We start from the raw sequence: 19,358 nt of genomic DNA, 5'->3' as shown, positions 1-19,358 counted from the left end.
AAGTGGGCGGTGGACGGAATTTTGATGTGGCAGTGCCTTTCGCCATCCCGTGCCGCCCGTGCGCGGGGCACGTTCGTTAGCGGCTGTCATTGCGCAGTCTGCGCTCCAGCTGCTGCTTTTCTTTTTTCACACCGCAGCGGGGATCGAGCTGCAGCGCATGGGTAAGGTGATTCAGGGCAGATGCCGGGTTGCTTTCGCTCAGTACAGCGCCGATGGCTTTATGCAGACGCGCCCGCGACTGGTCCGGCATATCCAGATCGGTTGTCAGGTCCAGTGTCTGCAAAAGCAGATCGGCATCAAAACCGGCTGCGGCTAGCAGAGCGCCTTGCGCCGCGTCTGCCATTTCTTCTGCCAGCACGGTCTGCACGTTACGGTTGCCCAGCGGCATCACCCAGCCATGGCGCAGCGCATGACGCCCGATTTCCAGCGCACCGGCATAATCACCGGCATCGATACGCCACAGCATCACGTACATCAGCACGTCATCCTGCTGCGCACCTCCGGCAGCCAGCACGCCCTCCGCCCAGGCGGAATATTTCGGCAGCAGCTCCACCTTGATTTCCGCCTTTTTCACCGTGGACTGGACGCCCTTGAGGCGGCGGCGGTCTTCTGCCAGCTGCAGCAGCATCAGGTCATAGCCCGACGCATGGCGAACACTGCCGCCCTCACGGGCGGCCTGTTCGGCCTGAATGCGCAGGCGGTGCTGCCGTGCGGGACTCAGGCTCATGCGTTATTCCCCACCTTCCGGTGCGGCAGGCGCGCTGAAATCACCGATTTCGATGTTTTCTACCAGCGCCGCGCAGCGGTAGTCCTCGACCACATACGCCTCGTTGACGGATTCAAAGTTTTCAATCCGGTCACGTTTCGGGTTGTCGATAACAGAACGACGGCGGGTGTCTTCCTGCCAGTAGATGGACAGGTTATCCAGACGGGTGATCAGCAGGGCATTTGCCGGGAAGAAAGGCGCGCGCACAGCCTGCAGGCCGCCCATGCGTTTCTGGCTGATGATCAGATCGGCGGCGATTTTCTCGCTGTTGTCCTGCTCTTTGTTGACCAGCGGGAAATACTTGTCAGAAAGCAATTCACGACCACAGACAACAACCAGTTCGTCATCATCCTGATACTCCACATCGATCAGCTCGTTGACGGTATCCATCACCACCGCGTCAAGATTTACATACTTACCACCCGGACCTACTTTTACCGGTTCCGCAGTAGTGGTGCCGTCTTCTGTGGTTTTGCTGCCCATGACGTGATCCGGCGCGTCTTCGCGGATTTTCTGCAGCCAGCCTTTATTGACGTCCTGCAGCAGCGGGTTTTCAGCACGATTGGAGCTTTTGGCGCGCTTCACGCCGTTAAAGCCAATCATGATGCGGTCCAGCGCCTGACGTTTGACGATAGCGTTGCGGATACGCACCTGGAAGTCCTGGAATTTCGCCCACAGGTCCAGTTTTGCGTAGGTCAGCACCGTATCAAAGTTGGTCTGCTCGCATTTGTATTCCACGTCTTCCATCAGCGTCGGATCGGTAGGCTCGCGCTCTTTGGTGGTGGTATCGGTGGTTCCGGCAATGGTGCTGCCAACGCCCAGCCCCAGCAACTGCCCTGACTGCTCAGTGACCGGCGTGATGTTAATCAGCGTCAGGAAAGCGGCGGACTGCTGGATCTGGTCTTCCAACGTCTGCTGCACGGACGGCTCCACGGTAAACTTGCTGGACAGTTCTTCAACCTCCACACTGTTCAGGCGCGCCAACTGCTGCAGATAAGCGTTAAAGGCAAAGCGGGTTTTCTTTTTCATCGGGTTTTATGCTCCATCAGCAATTGGTCAGGGTGCCTGTCGGTGCGTCACCGCCCGGCGCGCGCTGGCGGTAGTCTTTACGGCTGTCTTCGCTGCTAAGCTTCTGCTCAAGCTCGGCAAAGGCGGCCAGCTGTTCTTGCAGGGAGGACTCCAGCTCAGAAAGGCGCTTGTCCTGTTCGGACAGGGATTTATCAGTGCGCTCGCTCAGGATCTGCTGCTCAGTAGCGACCAGCTCCACGGCTTTATGCACATCAGAAAATCTCGCATCGTCGGTCTGCTCTTTTTTGGTGAACAGCGCGGTGACGCGGGCAAAGAGGGACGGCTTTTCGTCCTGGACCTCTTCCAGTTCGATCAGCGTTTCGACAGCTTCCGAAAACAGGTTTTCGGGATTCTGCTTACGGTTCGCCAGCGGGTTATGCTCGGCGCTGGCGCTGAATGTCAGCATTTCAGTGCCCAGACTGGCGGGATCATCAGTGGCAGCCAGGCCGACCAGGTAGGCTTTGCCGGTGTCGGCAAACTTAGGGCTGACTTCCATAGATGTGAATAATTTCTGGCCTTTTTTCACCAGTTCCACCAAGGACTCCGTTGGCTCAACGTCGGCATACAGCGCCATCTTGCCTGCCAGTGGACCTTCCGTGATTTCTTCAGCAAACAGCGCCGTCACCTTGCCGTAGCGGTTAAAGGTGCTGTCCGGCAGATAAGACTTGATGTGCTCAAGGTTAATCAGCGCGGTATACACCGCCGGGTTGTAGCTGGCTGCCATCTGTTCCAGCCATTCACGCTGGATTTCGCGCCCGTCGGTGGTGGCACCCTCCACACCGATGCGGAAACGCTTTGCTTTCACTGTCATGAGCCGTGCTCCGTTAGAAAAAACTTACTGGAGCCTTATGTTTGCGGTGATGGGGGGCGTGAAACAACGCGCGTCGCTTGTACGGTAGACCACACAAACCCCAGCCGGGGAAAGCCGTCAGGCAAGGCCGTATGTTTGGGCCATGAACACGACACTGACCCCCGCAGATCTCGATCCCCGTCGGCAGGCCATGCTGCTGTACTTTCAGGGATACCGCGTCGCCCGCATTGCTGAAATGCTGGGCGAGAAAGTTGCAACCGTTCACAGCTGGAAGAAACGCGACAAGTGGGGTGACTATGGGCCGCTGGATCAGATGCAGCTCACCACCGCCGCGCGTTACTGCCAGCTCATTATGAAGGAGCACAAAGAAGGGAAAGATTTCAAAGAGATTGACCTGCTGGCGCGCCAGTCTGAACGCCACGCGCGGATCGGCAAGTTTAACAATGGCGGCAACGAAGCCGACTTAAACCCAAACGTCGCCAACCGCAACAAAGGCCCGCGCCGTCAGCCGGAAAAGAATGTCTTCACCGATGAACAAATTGAGAAGCTGGAAGAAATCTTCCATTCCTCCATGTTCAACTACCAGCGCCACTGGTGGGAAGCCGGAAAAATCAACCGCATCCGTAACCTGCTGAAGTCACGCCAGATCGGCGCGACCTTTTACTTTGCCCGTGAAGCCCTGATTGACGCCCTGCTTACCGGACGTAACCAGATTTTCCTTTCCGCCAGTAAGGCACAGGCTCACGTCTTTAAGCAGTACATCATCGACTTCGCCAAAGAAGTCGAGGTGGAGCTGAAAGGCGATCCGATGGTGCTTCCTAACGGGGCCACGCTTTACTTCCTCGGCACCAATGCCCGCACAGCCCAGAGTTACCACGGCAACCTGTATCTGGATGAATATTTCTGGATACCGAAATTCCAGGAGCTGCGCAAAGTGGCTTCCGGTATGGCTATTCACAAAAAATGGCGACAAACCTATTTTTCCACGCCATCCAGCCTGACGCACAGTGCTTATCCGTTCTGGTCCGGTGCGCTGTTCAACCGTGGGCGCAGCAAAGCCGACAAGGTGGACATCGACCTGTCCCACAGCAATCTGGCCCCCGGCCTGCTGTGCGCAGACGGGCAATACCGCCAGATAGTCACCGTGGAAGATGCGGTGCGCGGCGGCTGTAACCTGTTCGACCTTGACCAGTTGCGCATGGAGTACAGCCCGGACGAATACCAGAACCTGCTGATGTGCGAGTTTGTGGACGATCTCGCGTCCGTGTTTCCGCTCAGCGAGCTGCAGGCGTGCATGGTGGACAGCTGGGAAGTCTGGACCGACTTTCATGCTCTGGCCCTGCGCCCGTTTGGCTGGCGCGAAGTGTGGATCGGTTATGACCCAGCAAAAGGTACGCAGAACGGCGACAGCGCCGGATGCGTGGTGGTGGCACCGCCAGCCGTGCCAGGCGGTAAGTTTCGCATTCTTGAGCGTCACCAGTGGCGCGGGATGGACTTCCGCGCCCAGGCTGACGCCATCAAAAAACTGACTGAACAGTACAACGTGACATACATAGGTATCGACTCGACCGGCGTTGGTCACGGGGTTTACGAGAATGTGAAAGCGTTCTTTCCTGCCGTGCGGGAGTTTGTCTACAACCCTAACGTCAAAAATGCCCTGGTGCTCAAGGCGTACGACATTATCAGCCACCGCCGTCTGGAGTTTGACGCCGGGCACACCGACATTGCGCAGTCCTTTATGGCTATCCGCCGCGCCACCACCGCCAGCGGCAACCGTCCAACCTATGAAGCCAGCCGCAGCGAAGAGGCCAGCCACGCAGATTTGGCCTGGGCAACGATGCACGCACTGTTTAACGAACCGCTGCAGGGCGAATCCGCCAATACCAGCAACATTGTGGAGATTTTTTGATGAGTGAGCTCGAAGCCTTAACCAGCACAACGCCAACAGAAGATATGGCGCCTAAAAACGCAGACGTAACTGCCGAGGCTTTCAGCTTTGGTGATCCAATCCCGGTGCTGGACCGCCGCGAGCTGCTGGACTATGTGGAATGCGTGCAGATGGACCGCTGGTATGAGCCGCCGGTCAGCTTTGACGGGCTGGCGCGAACCTACCGTGCCGCAGTGCATCACAGCTCTCCCATTGCGGTAAAACGCAACATTCTGACCAGCACCTTTATCCCGCATCCACTTCTTAGCCAGCAGGCGTTCAGCCGGTTTGTGCAGGACTATCTGGTATTCGGTAACGCCTATCTGGAGAAGCGCACCAACCGACTCGGCGGCATTCTGTCGCTGGAGCCATCACTGGCGAAATACACCCGCCGCGGGATCGATTTAGACACCTACTGGTTTGTGCAATACGGCCTAACCACGCAGCCCTACGAGTTCACCAAAGGCAGTATCTTTCACCTGATGGAGCCGGATTTAAACCAGGAGATTTACGGTCTGCCGGAATATCTGTCAGCTATCCCTTCCGCACTGCTGAATGAGTCCGCAACACTGTTCCGCCGGAAGTACTACATTAACGGTAGCCACGCAGGCTTCATCATGTACATGACTGACGCCGCGCAGAACCAGGAGGACGTGAACAACATCCGCCAGGCCATGAAAAGCGCCAAAGGTCCGGGTAACTTCCGCAACCTGTTTATGTACTCACCCAACGGCAAAAAGGACGGGATTCAGATCATCCCGCTGTCAGAGGTCGCGGCAAAGGATGAATTTCTGAATATCAAAAATGTGAGCCGTGATGACATGATGGCTGCGCACCGCGTGCCGCCTCAGATGATGGGGATTATGCCGAGTAATGTTGGGGGATTTGGGGATGTGGAAAAGGCGGCAAATGTGTTTGTGCGAAATGAATTATTACCGTTGCAAAAAAGGATGCGTGAAGTAAATGACTGGTTAGGGCAAGAAATTTTGCGATTTGAGTCATATTCTTTGGGCTGATTTCTCTTGTAAATGAACATGCTTTGCTGTTCGATAGAACAAACCAAAAATTTGATTAGTGGGAAAAGTTCGTGGTACAGCAAGCATGGTCCTTTAAGGCAATTGAGAAAGACGATCTTAGATACTGGGGAAATGATGGTTATCACGATGACTCATCAGTTTTCTATCGCTATGACAGTTTTGTAGCGAACCACAAAAATGTAAAAAACGGTGATATTGTTATTATTACCAACAGAGAAAATGTTTTAGGTATATCTGTTATTGAAAAATTAGAAACGCAGATCATTAATAAGAAGCGTAACAAATGTATTCACCTGGGCTGCAAAGCAAAAAAAATCCTTCCAAGGAAAACTATAAAACCAGAGTGGCGTTGTGATAATGGCCATGAATTTGATGAACCAAGAGTGGTTTTTGAGCCAGCTAAAGAATTTATAGCATACTACGGCAACCAGTACCGTAAATTATCCAATATTACAATGTCGCAACTTATAGATGAAACTCCACGCTACAATGGGCAAATGTCCATCCAAGAAGTTAACCATCAATGGGCTGTTGCTTTGCTTACTTCCCAACCTACTATGATTCTGGATCTAAACGCCAGCGAAGCTGATAAAGACACTCCCACTTTAATGGATGAAGATCAACGGCAAATTGTAGAACGGCAAATAAAACAACGACGTGGGCAAAAAACATTTCGCGACCAGCTATTAAAATCAAATCCTACTTGTGCCATTACGGGATGTAAGCTTGTAGATATTCTTGAGGCTGCTCACATTGATGCATATCGAAACGATAGTCACAATCATATTAGTAATGGATTATTGCTCAGAAGTGACATTCATACTTTATATGACCTAAATCTTTGCGCTATAGATCCGAACACAAAAACCATTCATTTTTCAGCGGAGGCTTTGAAAAATGGGTATTCGAAATTTGAAGGTTTAAAAATAAGCATTAAACACAACATCGCAATAAAACCACTATTAACTAGGTGGCAGTTATTTAAGATTAAAAAATCTGTTGATATATAATACCTAGCGACAACCTAAGGGAGCCTTTAGCATCAAAGGCACCCTTTAGCATAGCACTATAGCACTAGGGAATCAGTGATCCATTTTTTATTATGGCTTGCACGATAACAATCATAGAGAAATAAATCCGATCTCGTATTCGTTGGGAGTTCAATTTCAGGGATGTAATAGCTTGCTGGATTGCTATTATCTAATGATATTAAAAAGTTTTGATTAACGATCGTTGAAAGAGATGTATTAGCTTCCAATAAACTAAATGGACCATACTTTACACAATACATTACAACACAAGCAGCAACTGCGTCCATTACGTTTTCTAAAGTTGAAAAATGGAATGCCCCTGATCTATCATGTTTAGTTTTATTATATGCTTCATACCATGGCAAGGAATTTGTGGGATTATTTGCATTCCAACCATCAAAGGGTTTGAAATTTCTTAATCCGTCATAATTCAGATATTGAATTTTATATTCAGACAAAAAACACTTATCAAGTAATTTTACATAATCATTTGTGGAATACCGACCGCTTGAACGAGATAAATTTGTATCACTAATGATTGACACCCATTGATTTTCAACTTCAGTACAAGCAAGAATTAATAACTCTCTACATTTATGACTGTAAGAAATCAAACCATGGGTACTTGGTTCAACATATAGAAATATATCATCGAGCTTTTCTATCAAAACTCTCAGGGCTTGCTCTGTTGCTCTTTTTTCAAACTTATCGATACCTAATGCGGTTTCCGTATCATTGACATAATATAAAGATGGCCGCCACACTCCCCTAGTGACATGTCCAACCTCATTATCTAAAGGGGATATGTTCTGCGCCCCAAATACTCTCTGAACCCAGTCATTAAGAGTTCCGCTTCGTTGCTCAATAACAGTTAACCCAACTGATATTACATTAAATCCCACGTCACGCCCATACAGATGTACAAAATGACTTGTTGTTTCGTAAGCGTAACCGAGTTTTTGCTTTTGATGTGTTGTTGTTTCAAAATTAGGAATGCGTGTATGAGTGTTTTCGTACCAGATTCCGTTCATCATCACCTCTAATGAGAGCCGATTATATTTCATTTGTTTATAGGGACGATACTACACTATATTGTTCCAGTGACAGTTACTATTTTAGCCATTTCAGGCATGCTGCGCGCGCTCGTATCCCCGCCACGCCTGCCCGCTTTCTGTAGTGGTTTTCATGCACCTGCATGGCATCAACAAAAGCCCGCCAGTTCTGGCGAGCCTCAGCAAAAACGATCCTCAAACGATCATGCGATTTCATGCAGCATAGTCATGCACAACAATTCACCTTAAGAAAAAACATCTGATATGCTCCAACTGCTTCGACCCTTTTCCAGTAGCTTGCTATGGCTTATCTTTAATGCAACTGTAATCGTATATGAAGATACAATCCCTACCAATCATAAAAATGAGGAACACAAAGAATGGCTGTGCACAAGCTCTCTGGTGCGTTTTTCCACGATATGCAGGTTGAGTGGCCCTGCCCTAAATGCCATCAGAAAACCCTACAGATCATTAAAGAAAGTTTCGTCTTGAATGACACACATGACACCCAAAAATACCGAAGTGAAGATTGGTTTGAACCAGAAATGGATTCATCTGTTTTCAGTTGCATGGCCCGCTGCTCAAGAAGGCAATGTGGCGAAGTTGTAGCCTGTTCTGGTCAGAGTGGATGGGAACAAGGTTGGGATGAAGAAAGAAATGATATGGAGTACTATCAATGGCACAGACCTTTCACCTTTTTCCCATCCCTGCATCCTTTCGAAATACCTGAAAAATGCCCAAAAGAAATTACCGAACCACTTGAAGCCTCATTTTCCATTTTCCTAATACAGCCTGGAGCAGCAGCAAACCTAATCCGAATTTCAGTTGAAAGAATGCTGACCGCTATGGATGTAACTGAACGTAGTGATAATGGCAAACGCATAACCCTACACCACCGTTTAGGGATGCTGCCTAAATTATACGAATCGTTTTCAAAGCCTCTTATGGCAATTAAATTTTTAGGAAATGCCGGAAGCCATACCTACGATGAAGTAAAAATCAAAGACATTGAGGATGCTTTTGAGATTATGGAGTACGTCGTCAATGACTTGTTCTCCGGTCGTAAAGAATCTATCGAGGTATTGACGAAAAGATTGAGTGAAAAATTCAAAGAAAACTGATCGAGATACAGGAGGTTCACTTTTACAGGCAAAATAACCGCTTCTCCTTTGAACCACCTAACGCCTCGCTACACTCTTTGTTCAACCTTGCGGACGGTAAAAACCAGTTTTATCGCCCGCAATGTTCCTTAATGTAACCAGCAGTCGTCCTGCCAGACCTGCTGCATAATTTCCATCACTCGCTTTTTGTCTTCATCCTGTTTTAGCCCGCTTAGTTCAACACCATTGGCGCTGCCCTTACGGATGCGAATTGCTGTTTTTGGGTACAGAGGGCGCAAATTACGGTAAAGCTCGGTTTCAAGGACGTCCAGTGTGGACTGGCTAATCTTCTGCTCTTTATCGATCATTATTTCAATACGCATACAGATTCCTTTTAACTGGTCACGTCCATAGACCTGCTGTATTCATGGCTGCGAATTTTTGCCATCAGTTCGTCTGTCAGTTCGGACACCCACTGGATAGCCAGCCGCTTCTCTTCGTCGCTGCACTCACTAGCCGCCACAAGCTTGATAAAAAAATCAATGCGCTGGAGCTTCAACGACTCCAAAAGATAGTCCTGCATCTTCCCTCCTTTCACTGCTACGGAACACAATGCTGTATATATAACTACTGTTTATAATTACAGTATATTAGGAAGCTAGAAATGTAAAACTCTTTTTATCTGTCAATTAGATAGCCCTGACACCGTTCAATAACAGCATAAATTATTAACCCGCGTCAGACGTACCATTGCCGCCATCTATCATCTTCCTGCAACCGCTGGTTACGGTAAAAAATACGCAACCCAGCCCCGGATGGAATACTGCCGCCACGCAGAAGCAAATCAATCTCCGATGTACTACCTTCAAAGCCTCTGGAACTCAGTTCTGCCTTAAGCTGCAGGCGCTGCTGCTCCGAAATATTCTGTTTGTATGCTGTTTTCCGCTTCGGTTTTACCAGTCTCAACCTGGCGGTAAGCTCCCGCCGTTCCTTCTGGCCCATATTGTGGAGATAATCCTGCAGTTCCTTCTCATTCATGGTTTTAATATCGGGCAGATCCCCCCCTGTCTGGTTCAAATTTTCAACAGGGGGACAGTTATTGCCACGAGTCCAAGGGGCGCAAGCGCCCTGGTCGGCTGCCGCCTCCTGAACGTCAACGGCCTTACGGACCATCTTCCACTTGATTGCGTGCGTGCAGATCCGGCCCTCAATGATCGGGGACCAGATGCCATAGATACGAATACCGTGGTCGCCGTAGGCGCTCGGCTCATCGTTAAGCTCGTATGCCGTTCTGACCAGGTGATGTTTGCGGGGAACCAGTACACCGCCCTGTTTCATGATGTAGGTGGCAAAGCAACCCGCGTCTGCAGCTGCCAGTACCGCATCCAGACGCGGATTATCCAGTACCGGCGCACCCGCTTTGCGTTCGCCCTGCACTCTCGCCGCCTGACCAGCCAGCAAGCGCAGCTCGCGGTATGCCTGACGCCCCGGAATACCAAAGAAACGAAATTGCTGGACACGGTGCAGTGACGCCCATGCGCTGACATGCTCGGCGCTGTCACGCAGCGATCTGCCGGTTTCTTTGCTGATTTCCTTAGCCAGCCCTCGCCCGTCGATGTTTTTGCTGATGTATTTAGCGATATAGCTGGTCGGCGTGCCCTTACGCGGGTTGATAAGCTCGGACTTGAAGCGCGGCCCTGTATTGGTGCCCAGCTCCTCGCGGTCTTCACGGATGGCAAACTTACGCAGCAGCGCGGTGATGGAACGGCGGTCTTTTTTACGCATGAAGCACAGAAGATGCCAGTGAACGGTGCCGTCATGGTGCGGCTCTGCAACGCGGACGCCGTACCAGCGCAGCCCGGCCTTGTGCATTGCCTTGCGAAAAGCGGCGAACGTATCAACCAGATAGTCACTGCTCTGACGGACGGTGGCGCTGGTCCACTTAGGATTAGGTCTGCCGTTGTTGAGGGTTGCGTGGAAGCGTGACGGGCAGGTGATGGTGTAGAACACCGCACAGTCTCCGCGCATTTCCGCGATCAGCTCCAGTCCCTTAACACAGGCCATCATTTCATTACGGCGGTGTGCCGGGTTGCTGTTACTGGCGTTCACCACGTCTTCCATGTCCAGCGTGTCGCCGTCTTCGTTGACCAGCTCATGCGAGCGGAAGAACTCCAGCGATTTGCGGCGCTGCTCGCGTTTGTGGATCACGGCTTCATAGCTGACATACGGGGACGCTTTTTTGTTGACCAGGCAGACGGCGCGCAGCTGCTCCTCCCGCCACTCGCAGCGCATCTGCCACAGTTTGCGATACCACCAATCCGCGCACAGCATACGCGCCAGCGATGGTGGGATCAGTTCATAAGGCACCGGCTTGCGGCGGCGCTTTTTGCGGCGTAACTGTTCAAACGCTGGCGGGATGACCTCAAGGCGCATGGCTTCTGCTGCAACCCTTTCCCATGCCTGGCGGATTTCTTCTGGTTTAACATCGTCACTGACAAACAGATCACCGCAGGCCGAATCAAGACACATGCTCATATGTGCCGCAACCAGCGTGGAAAGGCGCTTGACCTGATCCTGATTCATTTCAGGCAGTACCAACAGCCCCTCCAGCCCGTCATGGCTCGCCATGAACCGGAAAGACGCAGATACCTGACTGTCACGCACACGCTCCAGCCGCTCAAGACACGGCCTGATTGTTTCGCGCAGGTAGCGGGAATAGGCTTTTGCTCTGCCCAGACTATGGAAATATTTAATCCGCTCCAGCAGAGGCTTGCTGATATGGGACGGCATGGCGTTAACGTCAGCCAGAATGACCAGATCGGGATTAAAACGCTGCTGCTCGCGCGCCATTTTGGCACGACTAATCAGCCGGTCCTGCTCCATTTCACGCTGGACAGGATCACGGGATTCATTGAAAAAATAGCGTTCCCAGACCTCATCGCTCAGCGCCTCACGGCGCAGCTGCTCCTGCTCGTTATCCGCAGCGTAAAGAGCGATCAGGTTTGAAAGCGCAGACTCCGGCGCAACTTCCGCCGGGTCCAGATATGGATTAACCGCTTTTTTGGGGTTATTCCATGAAAAGGCCACGGCGGCCTCGTTCGAGCCGCCGGTGGTTGGTGCATTATGTAATGTGAGTTTACTCACTGCCACGCCCGCACCTCAGTTTCCACCGAGATATCTGGACCGGACGCCAAATCGACACCAAACCAGCCTGCTGATTTTGTGGCGATGATTTCTGCTGCAGATTTACTCTCACCGGCAGCCACACCTATGCTGCGCTTTGCAGTGATGCGATGGCGGGTAAAATTACGATAAAGCGAACGGGTCAGGGACGTGTCGCTGTTGGACACGATAACCGGATGACCTTCGGATGACCGGCGCTCAAGAATAGACGCCATATGACACTGATCGTCCTCTGTAAAACCGGCAGTGTGATAACCGCTAAATGTGCCATCGTATGGCGGATCACAATAAACAACATCACCAGCCTGCAGCAGCGCCAGTGTTTCGTCATAGCTGGCACAAATAAACGTTGCACGTTTAGCCTTCTCGGCAAATGTGCGTATTTCATTTTCAGGGAAGTACGGCTTTTTATAATGTCCGTATGGATTGTTATATTCACCCTTCTGGTTATAACGGCAAAGACCACGATAGCCATGGCGATTTAAATATAGGAAATATGCTGCTTTTTCTACTTCATTAGAAATGGAGTAATTGAAATGCTGGCGGACACGGTAATACTGAACATCCGAATTAAAATCTTTAAATAACTCCCTAGCTATCTGAATGACAGCCTCATGGTCAGTCTGAATCATCAGATAAAGATTAATCAAATCATGATTAATATCTGCGACAAGATAATGAGGATAGTCTGTCGCCATCATCACAGCACAGGAACCCGCGAAAGGTTCAACCAGTCGCGAGCCAGCAGGAAGGTGCTTAATCAATTCCGGCATGATAGCGGTTTTATTTCCCGCCCATTTCAGGATAGTGGTCATTTAGCACCACCTTTAGCCAGTTCATGGACAAGCCCTAGCGTCATTTTGCAATCAGCTAATGCACGGTGTGCCTTTCCTTCAACGCTAACCCCTTCATGTGCAGCGGCATCAACTAATTTGTGCCATTTATAACCCTTAAATCGCCCTGGCTCGCCGCGATACTCCGCATATAGCATCATGGCGCAGGCCGAACGCTCATTTAAAAAATAACAAAAGCCGTCATTCTCAAGCCCATATAATTTTGCAGTTTGATATATAAGCCTTGTGTCGTAATCGGCGTTATAGATAACAAAGCCATACTCAAAGAATAAAGAAGCAACTGCGCCGTGAATATCTTTCCACGTTGGCGCATACATAACCATTTCATCAGTTATTCCATGAATGGCCGTAGCCTCTGCTGGAATTGGTTTGGTTGGTTTAACCAATGTATTTAACATGATAAAACCAGCGCTATCTATTAAACAGATTTCTACTATTTCCGCATCATCACCCAAACCTGTAGTTTCGGTGTCAATAAATATACGGTCATCTTCAAGCCATTTTTTTGCACGCTGGCTAATAGTTGCATTGGTAATGCTCATAAAGCACTTCCGTTATAATGTTTACTTTTCAGTTCTAAGATTTCCTGACAGGTAACGCAGCACTGCACGCCCGGTATGGCTCGGCGGCGTGCTGGCGGGATCGGTGCATCGCAATCAATGCAGAGAACACGGGAAACGCCCGGCGTTTTATTGCGGGCGGTGTGGATGTGGCGCTGGCGTTCTTCTTCAACGCGCTGCTGTACGAGGTCCATTGAATCAGCCATCAGTGGATCTCCTGCGCTTCGTTCTGAATGTTTTCAGCCGCAATACGCAGCAGCTCCGCCGCTTCAACGTGGTTAAGCTGGCGTGACGTGATGTGGCAAGCCAAGCTATCAAGACGGGCTGCCATTGCCGCGGCACGTGCACGGCGTTCTTCCATGCGTGCATCAGTCAGCATCTGGTTAAGGCCAGCATCATCTGGTCCGGTTTTAGTGGTACGGGTTTCAATATTTCGCATAGTTGTTTCTCCTGAATTTGGGCAATAAGAAGCCCGGCGGGTTTACGCCATTAATTTCTGTTGTGGATTAATTCGGCATGGCTAGCCGATTTGGAAATAAACTCACCACTGTACGGAAATGGTTCATTGCTTTAATCAGCTCCCGCTTTTCGTCAGTCGTCAGCTCACTAACATTGACGCTATGACGTTCCGCCGGAATCTTTGCCATAAAGAATATTGCGGCTAGTGCGCGTTTATTCTGCTCATGGTTAATATCCCGTTGGTCCCGCATATCGCTAATAAAGCGCTCCAGTTCTGAATCAATATTTAAGCCAAACACTTTCGCCCTTAATTCCGCGATGTGGTTTAACCCATTAAGACGGAGGCCAGCGCTTAGCGGAACAGTCGCAGCATCGCCTTCAATAGCCATGGTTTCCCCTGCTTTTTAGTGGACAGCTCAGCCAGCAACGCATCCTGAGAGCGGCACGGATGCCAGCGCTTGCCATCCTTCCCCATAATCCAGCCATGACCGCAGTGCATTGCAGGACTTTGCTTAACGAGCAGTGATGCAAAAGATGGTTCTTTAGTCAGCATAACCACCTCAGATCAGGCCGAACGAAGCGCCGAGGCCCGTCACGGTATCTACTGCGCTTGCCATCGCCGGATTAGCCTGCAAACGCGCATGCAATGAAACTGCAGTGAGTGCCATAAGGCGCGTAACAGAGTTGATGCTATTGATCACATCGCGGCGGCCTGCACTGGTTTTCACATCACCAGATACTGCGCCTGCAGCTACACGCCCAATCTCCGCAGTTGCACTCATGACGTAATGCGGCAGGTTCTCTTTTGCCACTTCATTCAATGGCACGCACGGCAGGCAATGGATTTGAGCCAGAAAACCGTCAACCAGCGTTGAGTCTTCTGTGATATCAGTCAGCAGCCAGATCTCCGGCGGCGTAAGTTGATGCGGTTGCTCCGGGTTCAGCTTATTGCGCAGCGTCTGGACATTCATTCCTGCGCGTTCTGCCAGCTTCGCCATATTGTGACGCAGCGCGAAAGCCCGGCAGGCTTCGTCAAAGTGTGGATGTTTGGAAATCTTATAATCAAACATGCAAGCCCCTTAGAAAGTTCTCATAATCGAACTTACTGACCAACAATGACGCGGAAGTTGGAATGACCAAGAGACTCACGAACCTGGTCGGTTTTGTACATCAGGTATCGCAGGCTTACACGTCCTTTATTTTTTTCTTTCTTCACCATGTACTTAGCAAGCTTACCATGGTGAATTTTTTGATACACGGAGCCACGGGAGATACCTTCCCACTCCGCGAACTCAGCAGGCGTTGCCATCTCTTTTGGTACACGAATTGAAATATCAGTGCTCATAGTGCAATATCTCTCGGTTAAGGTTTGGTTTACGTCGTTTTATCTTGTTTTATTTGATTCAATAATTGATACATCGAGATACTACGATCCAATTTTTGATACGTCAATAGGATTGAAAAATGATACAGGTGAAAGCTGGCGAGAATACCGGGGGAAGAGAGGCTATACATAGGTTAATGGCTGCCTACGATTTTAAGTCCAGACAACAACTGTGTGATCACCTGGGTGCATCCAAAAGCACCATGGCAAACAGATACTTAAGAGATAGTTTTCCGGCGGAATGGGTGATTCAGTGTGCTTTAGAAACGGGAGTTTCGTTACTGTGGCTCACTACCGGACAGGGAGAGCCAGGTTCAAATATTGACCATAAAAAAGATATCAATTTCGTGAACTCCGCCAAAGTTAAACCTCTTTCGGAACTTGTTTCCCCTGAAATTGACAAGGCAACTCTCAACGGTGGTTTATTGGTTGAGGCAGGAAAAGCAATCATTGATACCAGCCTGCTTCCCTCAGACTCAGGCGACCTATTGTTAGTTAATACTGCTGGAGATTCTTATTTAGTAGACCGCAGCCAGACTCCACCAGTTAATGGCATATGGTTGGTAGATATCGACGGAATAAAAAGTATCGTTAAGTTAACACGTCTACCAGGAAACAGATTGGTGGTGCATCAAGACGAATCATCCTTTGAGTGCAGCCTAGACGACATTGAGGTAGTGGGCCGCGCTTTAAAAATAATCAAGAGCCTCTAACTTATGAGCATCAGAAAACAGCCTAACGGAAAATGGTTGTGTGAATGCTACCCGAACGGACGGGATGGCAAGCGTGTACGCAAGCAATTTGCGACTAAAGGCGAGGCCATAGCATTCGAAAACCACACCATGGATGAGGTGAACAAAAAACCGTGGCTGGGGGAGAAGGAAGATCGGCGGCATTTGTCAGAAGTGATTGATCAGTGGCATTCACTTTATGGGCAGACGCTGGCAGACCCCAAACGCCTGATGGCAAAACTCAGCATTATTTGTAATGGCTTGGGCGATCCCATTGCCTCAGAGTTAACCGCAGGCGATTTTACGAAATACAGGGAAGCACGGTTAAAAGGTGAAGTAAAAAATGAAGATGGCGTGCTTATGTCGCCAGTTAAGCCCCGTACGGTAAACCTTGAACAACGTAACCTATCATCTGTTTTTGGCACACTGAAAAAGCTGGGCCACTGGTCAGCCCCCAACCCGCTCGCTGGGCTGCCAACATTCAAAATCGCAGAGGGCGAACTGGCGTTCCTGGCACCGGAAGAAATTAAACGTCTACTGGATGCCTGTGCTGATTCTCAGAGTCCCAGTTTGCTGATGATTGCAAAAGTATGCCTGGCAACTGGCGCCCGATGGAGTGAAGCTGAAAACCTGCAGGGCCATCAGCTATCAAAATACCGCATCACTTATACCAAGACGAAGGGCAAGAAAAACCGTACCGTGCCAATATCTCAGGATCTGTATGACGAACTCCCCAAAAACAGAGGGAAGCTATTCACGCCATGCAGAAAAGCTTTTGAGCGTGCAGTAAAAAGAGCTGGTATTGAGCTACCAGAAGGCCAATGCACCCACGTGCTGCGCCATACCTTCGCCAGCCACTTTATGATGAACGGCGGAAACATACTGGTACTGCGCGATATTCTGGGCCACGCAGATATAAAAATGACGATGGTTTACGCTCACTTTGCCCCTGACCACCTCGAAGACGCAGTGACGAAAAACCCGCTCCACAACCTCAATTGGAAACGCTAATTTATGGCGGCATTTTGGCGGCAGGGCATTAAAAACGCGTAAAACGGACGAATACCGAATAATACTAACCAGCTGTTTTTAAAGGCAATACACTGTTTTTACTATACTAAAAATGGTATGTAGGAATTTCGGACGCGGGTTCAACTCCCGCCAGCTCCACCAAATAATGATCCGGATACGTCCGGTGAAGTACAGAAAGCCCGCACGGCACAAGCCCTGCGGGCTTTTTTACATCTATTACCGCCTGGTGAGGATTGCAGAGAACCTTACGGGCACTGGAGTCAACTGACGCGGTGGGTAAAGCGGCTGCGCAATGGGTGACAGGGCAAAACGCCAAATGTCTCACCAATAACTCCCGAAAGAATTGGAATACGAGAGTCAAAGAAAATGGAACATTCACTGAGAGTCCTGCCTGGCTGGGGCAAAGCTCGCAGTCAGACTGTCGAGCATAAAGATAAGCAGTTGCCCGTGAGACGCCAGGATGTTGGGCTACGGTATCCATAGATTTACGAAGATTCAGCAGACCTTCTTTGCGAAGCTTAATGATCAATTCTTTTCTGTCAGCTGCTTTAAGCGTCCTGGCCGTAGTGGCACGAGCAGCGGCGAAACTATCTATGCGCTGTCGAATGGTCTCTGTTCCTCCAGGATCAATATTTTCTCACGGAATTTTTTATTACCGTATGCGTTATTCAGCGTAGTCCGAAGACGTGATCCTGCTCACCCAGTCAAACATAACTTGCATATGATTGCCATTGGATATCCTCACACCAACCTGACACGCATTTACGCCTGTCGTTTTGCCAGTCAAAACCTGTCCATACTTCATATAGATTTTGATACCGACTCCCTGTTTATAGCACTTATTGCAAATCGAGAAATAATCTCTTCTTGATGGAGTATCTTGCTGAAGATTAAATTCGTCAGCCGGCACCAGCGAAAGATTAAAAGCGTCATTACCTGATAATTCTTCAAGAATTGCCAGAGACTCTAATTTAACTTCAATGCGCTTATTTCCTTTAGGTTTATCCGAAGCCAGAATCAAATTTTCCCTCGGATTAAACTTCGCAATGTAGCCTGTGATTATCCGGGCATTATTACTCACCAATCGAACAGGGATATCATTAAAACGTAGAAATTGAACTCGACGAGCAAGCATAGAATAATCCCGCGGCCATATTTCAGCCTCTCGCCCGTAGGAAATATCATTTACAGCTATACATTCCATAAAGATATATTCATCTATGCTGAATGAAAAAGCCCCGAATTCACGGGGCTGAATAAAACGAAATAAATTAACGTAACAGAGACAGCACGTTCTGCGGGACCTGGTTAGCCTGTGCCAGAACGGAAGTACCGGCCTGCTGCAGGATCTGCGCGCGAGACATGTTGGAAACTTCGGTCGCATAGTCAGAATCTTCGATACGGCTACGCGCTTCAGACAGGTTGTTTACGGTATTGCCCAGGTTGGTGATAGCGGAGTTAAAACGGTTCTGTACCGCACCCAGGTCAGAACGCAGCGCATCCACCTGCGCCAGCGCGGCATCAATTTTCTGCAGCGGGTTTTCGGTGGTTTTAGCGGCTGCTTCAGCCAGCTCTGGTTGTGCTTTGAAATCATGACCAGCGGCTTTGCTGGCATTGTAGGTTTTACCGTCGATAGTAACGACTTCGGTTTTACCGTCTACGCCACCCAGTTGGTTAGCCGCTGTTTTGGTAGCGCCGTCAGCAGCGGTATAACTTGTGGTTTTAGCTTTAATTGCTCCTGTCGCTTCATCGTAATCTGCGGCGTAATACTTATCGCCAGCTTTAAGCGCATAACCGCCTTCAATTGTCTTACCATTTTTATCGGTATAAGACATTTTGACCAACTCAGCGCCATTAGCATCGGTAGCATCCACGCCGCCAGCGATTAAGGCATTTTTCGCATCTGCTGAAACAACTGTTGGTGTATCTTTTAACTCCTGTACTTCTGTTTTAGTTGTCGCACCTGCCGGTATTGTGGTTTTAGTTGCACCTGTAGCAAGTGTAACTTTACCGTCAGCAGCAACGTTAACTTCATAATCGCCATTTTTGGATGCATCAGCACCAGTATAGCCACCAATAGAAACAAAATACTTATTATTATCTGCGTCAAATTTAACTGTACCGCCCGTTACAGCAGGCGTACCAGTCGTACCACCTATGGCCGCTTTGATGGCTGCATCATCAAGACCCGATACATCCAGTGTAGTACCATTATTGGCATAAGTTTTCGTGGTTACTGCTGTATCTTTCACATCATACGCTTTCTGCACGTTCAGTGAATCCAGGCCCAGGGTCTGAGAGTTGATCTGCTTCAGATCGATATCGATAGTTTCACCGTCGTTGGCACCAACCTGGATGGTCAG

23 protein-coding genes and 1 pseudogene are annotated in these 19,358 nt (G+C 49.5%); 6 read left to right on the top strand and 18 right to left on the bottom strand.

All coding sequences use genetic code 11. From position 1 onward, the window contains the following. Nucleotides 1–76 precede the first annotated feature (76 nt). From gpM to ACLJRH_RS22580, 3 genes are read right to left on the bottom strand one after another with little or no spacing between them, the layout of a single operon-like run. Nucleotides 77–727 carry a phage terminase small subunit gene (gpM, locus tag ACLJRH_RS22590; RefSeq protein ID WP_000059172.1) on the bottom strand — a complete coding sequence of 217 codons (651 nt, stop codon included), beginning with the start codon at nt 725–727 and terminating at the stop codon, nt 77–79. Nucleotides 728–730: 3 nt separating this feature from the next. Continuing rightward, the gene (locus ACLJRH_RS22585) at nt 731–1,795 is read right to left on the bottom strand and encodes a phage major capsid protein, P2 family (RefSeq protein ID WP_021293760.1); all 1,065 of its coding nucleotides are present in this window, start codon (nt 1,793–1,795) and stop codon (nt 731–733) included. A gap of 16 nt (nt 1,796–1,811) precedes the next feature. Further along, complete coding sequence (locus ACLJRH_RS22580) at nt 1,812–2,645, bottom strand: GPO family capsid scaffolding protein (RefSeq protein WP_023171079.1); 834 nt, start codon at nt 2,643–2,645, stop codon at nt 1,812–1,814. Between the two features lie 142 nt (nt 2,646–2,787). On the opposite strand from ACLJRH_RS22580, the gene ACLJRH_RS22575 reads away from it, so the two are divergent. From ACLJRH_RS22575 to ACLJRH_RS22565, 3 genes are all read left to right on the top strand, one after another. Further along, nucleotides 2,788–4,554, top strand: a complete 1,767-nt coding sequence (locus ACLJRH_RS22575; RefSeq protein WP_023171080.1) for a terminase ATPase subunit family protein — start codon at nt 2,788–2,790, stop codon at nt 4,552–4,554. Further along, the gene (locus ACLJRH_RS22570) at nt 4,554–5,588 is read left to right on the top strand and encodes a phage portal protein (RefSeq protein WP_021293761.1); all 1,035 of its coding nucleotides are present in this window, start codon (nt 4,554–4,556) and stop codon (nt 5,586–5,588) included. Before ACLJRH_RS22575 ends, ACLJRH_RS22570 begins: the two co-directional genes overlap by 1 nt. Before the next feature lie 71 nt (nt 5,589–5,659). Continuing rightward, nucleotides 5,660–6,619, top strand: a complete 960-nt coding sequence (locus ACLJRH_RS22565; protein ID WP_023171081.1) for an HNH endonuclease — start codon at nt 5,660–5,662, stop codon at nt 6,617–6,619. Nucleotides 6,620–6,675: 56 nt separating this feature from the next. Here the strand turns inward: ACLJRH_RS22565 and ACLJRH_RS22560 are convergent, their stop codons facing one another. Next, nucleotides 6,676–7,674 (bottom strand): hypothetical protein, encoded by a 999-nt coding sequence (locus ACLJRH_RS22560; RefSeq protein WP_234805472.1) that lies wholly within the window; start codon nt 7,672–7,674, stop codon nt 6,676–6,678. 398 nt (nt 7,675–8,072) lie between these two features. Here ACLJRH_RS22560 and ACLJRH_RS22555 point away from each other — a divergent pair, with 398 nt between their 5' ends. Then, a complete protein-coding gene (locus tag ACLJRH_RS22555) occupies nt 8,073–8,813 on the top strand; it encodes a DUF4145 domain-containing protein (protein WP_021293764.1) in 741 nt (246 codons plus the stop codon). A gap of 128 nt (nt 8,814–8,941) precedes the next feature. Here the strand turns inward: ACLJRH_RS22555 and ACLJRH_RS22550 are convergent, their stop codons facing one another. The 11 genes from ACLJRH_RS22550 to ACLJRH_RS22500 all read right to left on the bottom strand — a co-directional run bounded on the left by ACLJRH_RS22550 (nt 8,942) and on the right by ACLJRH_RS22500 (nt 15,193). Next, the gene (locus ACLJRH_RS22550; RefSeq protein ID WP_021293765.1) at nt 8,942–9,175 is read right to left on the bottom strand and encodes a DinI-like family protein; all 234 of its coding nucleotides are present in this window, start codon (nt 9,173–9,175) and stop codon (nt 8,942–8,944) included. Nucleotides 9,176–9,186: 11 nt separating this feature from the next. Next, nucleotides 9,187–9,375, bottom strand: a complete 189-nt coding sequence (locus ACLJRH_RS22545; RefSeq protein WP_001154444.1) for a hypothetical protein — start codon at nt 9,373–9,375, stop codon at nt 9,187–9,189. A 155-nt stretch (nt 9,376–9,530) separates the two neighbouring features. Further along, nucleotides 9,531–11,942, bottom strand: coding sequence for a replication endonuclease (locus ACLJRH_RS22540; protein WP_023171083.1), 2,412 nt, complete (start codon nt 11,940–11,942; stop codon nt 9,531–9,533). After that, on the bottom strand, nt 11,933–12,790 hold the full coding sequence (locus ACLJRH_RS22535) for a DNA adenine methylase (RefSeq protein WP_021293766.1): 858 nt from the start codon (nt 12,788–12,790) through the stop codon (nt 11,933–11,935). The genes ACLJRH_RS22540 and ACLJRH_RS22535 overlap by 10 nt, the downstream gene beginning before the upstream one ends. After that, on the bottom strand, nt 12,787–13,371 hold the full coding sequence (locus ACLJRH_RS22530) for a 3'-5' exonuclease (RefSeq protein WP_023171084.1): 585 nt from the start codon (nt 13,369–13,371) through the stop codon (nt 12,787–12,789). The genes ACLJRH_RS22535 and ACLJRH_RS22530 overlap by 4 nt, the downstream gene beginning before the upstream one ends. Beyond that, complete coding sequence (locus tag ACLJRH_RS22525; RefSeq protein ID WP_021293767.1) at nt 13,368–13,595, bottom strand: TraR/DksA family transcriptional regulator; 228 nt, start codon at nt 13,593–13,595, stop codon at nt 13,368–13,370. Before ACLJRH_RS22525 ends, ACLJRH_RS22530 begins: the two co-directional genes overlap by 4 nt. After that, on the bottom strand, nt 13,595–13,828 hold the full coding sequence (locus tag ACLJRH_RS22520) for a DUF2732 family protein (RefSeq protein ID WP_021293768.1): 234 nt from the start codon (nt 13,826–13,828) through the stop codon (nt 13,595–13,597). The genes ACLJRH_RS22525 and ACLJRH_RS22520 overlap by 1 nt, the downstream gene beginning before the upstream one ends. 67 nt (nt 13,829–13,895) lie before the next feature. After that, nucleotides 13,896–14,237 (bottom strand): DUF5347 family protein, encoded by a 342-nt coding sequence (locus ACLJRH_RS22515; RefSeq protein ID WP_000963480.1) that lies wholly within the window; start codon nt 14,235–14,237, stop codon nt 13,896–13,898. Then, nucleotides 14,201–14,401, bottom strand: a complete 201-nt coding sequence (locus ACLJRH_RS22510; protein WP_000956168.1) for a phage filamentation protein Fil family protein — start codon at nt 14,399–14,401, stop codon at nt 14,201–14,203. The genes ACLJRH_RS22515 and ACLJRH_RS22510 overlap by 37 nt, the downstream gene beginning before the upstream one ends. Nucleotides 14,402–14,408: 7 nt before the next feature. Next, on the bottom strand, nt 14,409–14,918 hold the full coding sequence (locus tag ACLJRH_RS22505) for a phage regulatory CII family protein (RefSeq protein WP_000460858.1): 510 nt from the start codon (nt 14,916–14,918) through the stop codon (nt 14,409–14,411). A 32-nt stretch (nt 14,919–14,950) separates the two neighbouring features. Beyond that, nucleotides 14,951–15,193 (bottom strand): Rha family transcriptional regulator, encoded by a 243-nt coding sequence (locus tag ACLJRH_RS22500; protein ID WP_000102102.1) that lies wholly within the window; start codon nt 15,191–15,193, stop codon nt 14,951–14,953. Between the two features lie 119 nt (nt 15,194–15,312). Here ACLJRH_RS22500 and ACLJRH_RS22495 point away from each other — a divergent pair, with 119 nt between their 5' ends. After that, the gene (locus ACLJRH_RS22495) at nt 15,313–15,945 is read left to right on the top strand and encodes a phage repressor protein CI (RefSeq protein ID WP_000616878.1); all 633 of its coding nucleotides are present in this window, start codon (nt 15,313–15,315) and stop codon (nt 15,943–15,945) included. A 3-nt stretch (nt 15,946–15,948) separates the two neighbouring features. After that, nucleotides 15,949–16,974: a site-specific integrase gene (locus ACLJRH_RS22490; RefSeq protein WP_001536726.1), complete on the top strand. Its 1,026-nt coding sequence runs from the start codon at nt 15,949–15,951 to the stop codon at nt 16,972–16,974. A 436-nt stretch (nt 16,975–17,410) separates the two neighbouring features. On the opposite strand, the pseudogene ACLJRH_RS22485 reads toward ACLJRH_RS22490, so the two are convergent. The 3 genes and pseudogenes from ACLJRH_RS22485 to ACLJRH_RS22475 form a co-directional block, all read right to left on the bottom strand. Beyond that, nucleotides 17,411–17,632, bottom strand: a pseudogene (locus ACLJRH_RS22485) (helix-turn-helix domain-containing protein); the annotation flags it as partial. 27 nt (nt 17,633–17,659) lie between these two features. Then, a complete protein-coding gene (fljA, locus tag ACLJRH_RS22480; protein WP_024147812.1) occupies nt 17,660–18,199 on the bottom strand; it encodes a phase 1 flagellin gene repressor FljA in 540 nt (179 codons plus the stop codon). A gap of 67 nt (nt 18,200–18,266) precedes the next feature. Then, the coding region (locus tag ACLJRH_RS22475; protein WP_080187413.1) for a flagellin at nt 18,267–19,358 on the bottom strand (1,092 nt) is incomplete at its 5' end.

This window comes from Salmonella sp. SAL04162 (assembly GCF_046551535.1).
GTDB lineage: Bacteria > Pseudomonadota > Gammaproteobacteria > Enterobacterales > Enterobacteriaceae > Salmonella > Salmonella enterica.
Note: the sequence above shows the minus strand (reverse complement) of the source record. Positions and strands in the feature narration are given on the sequence as shown.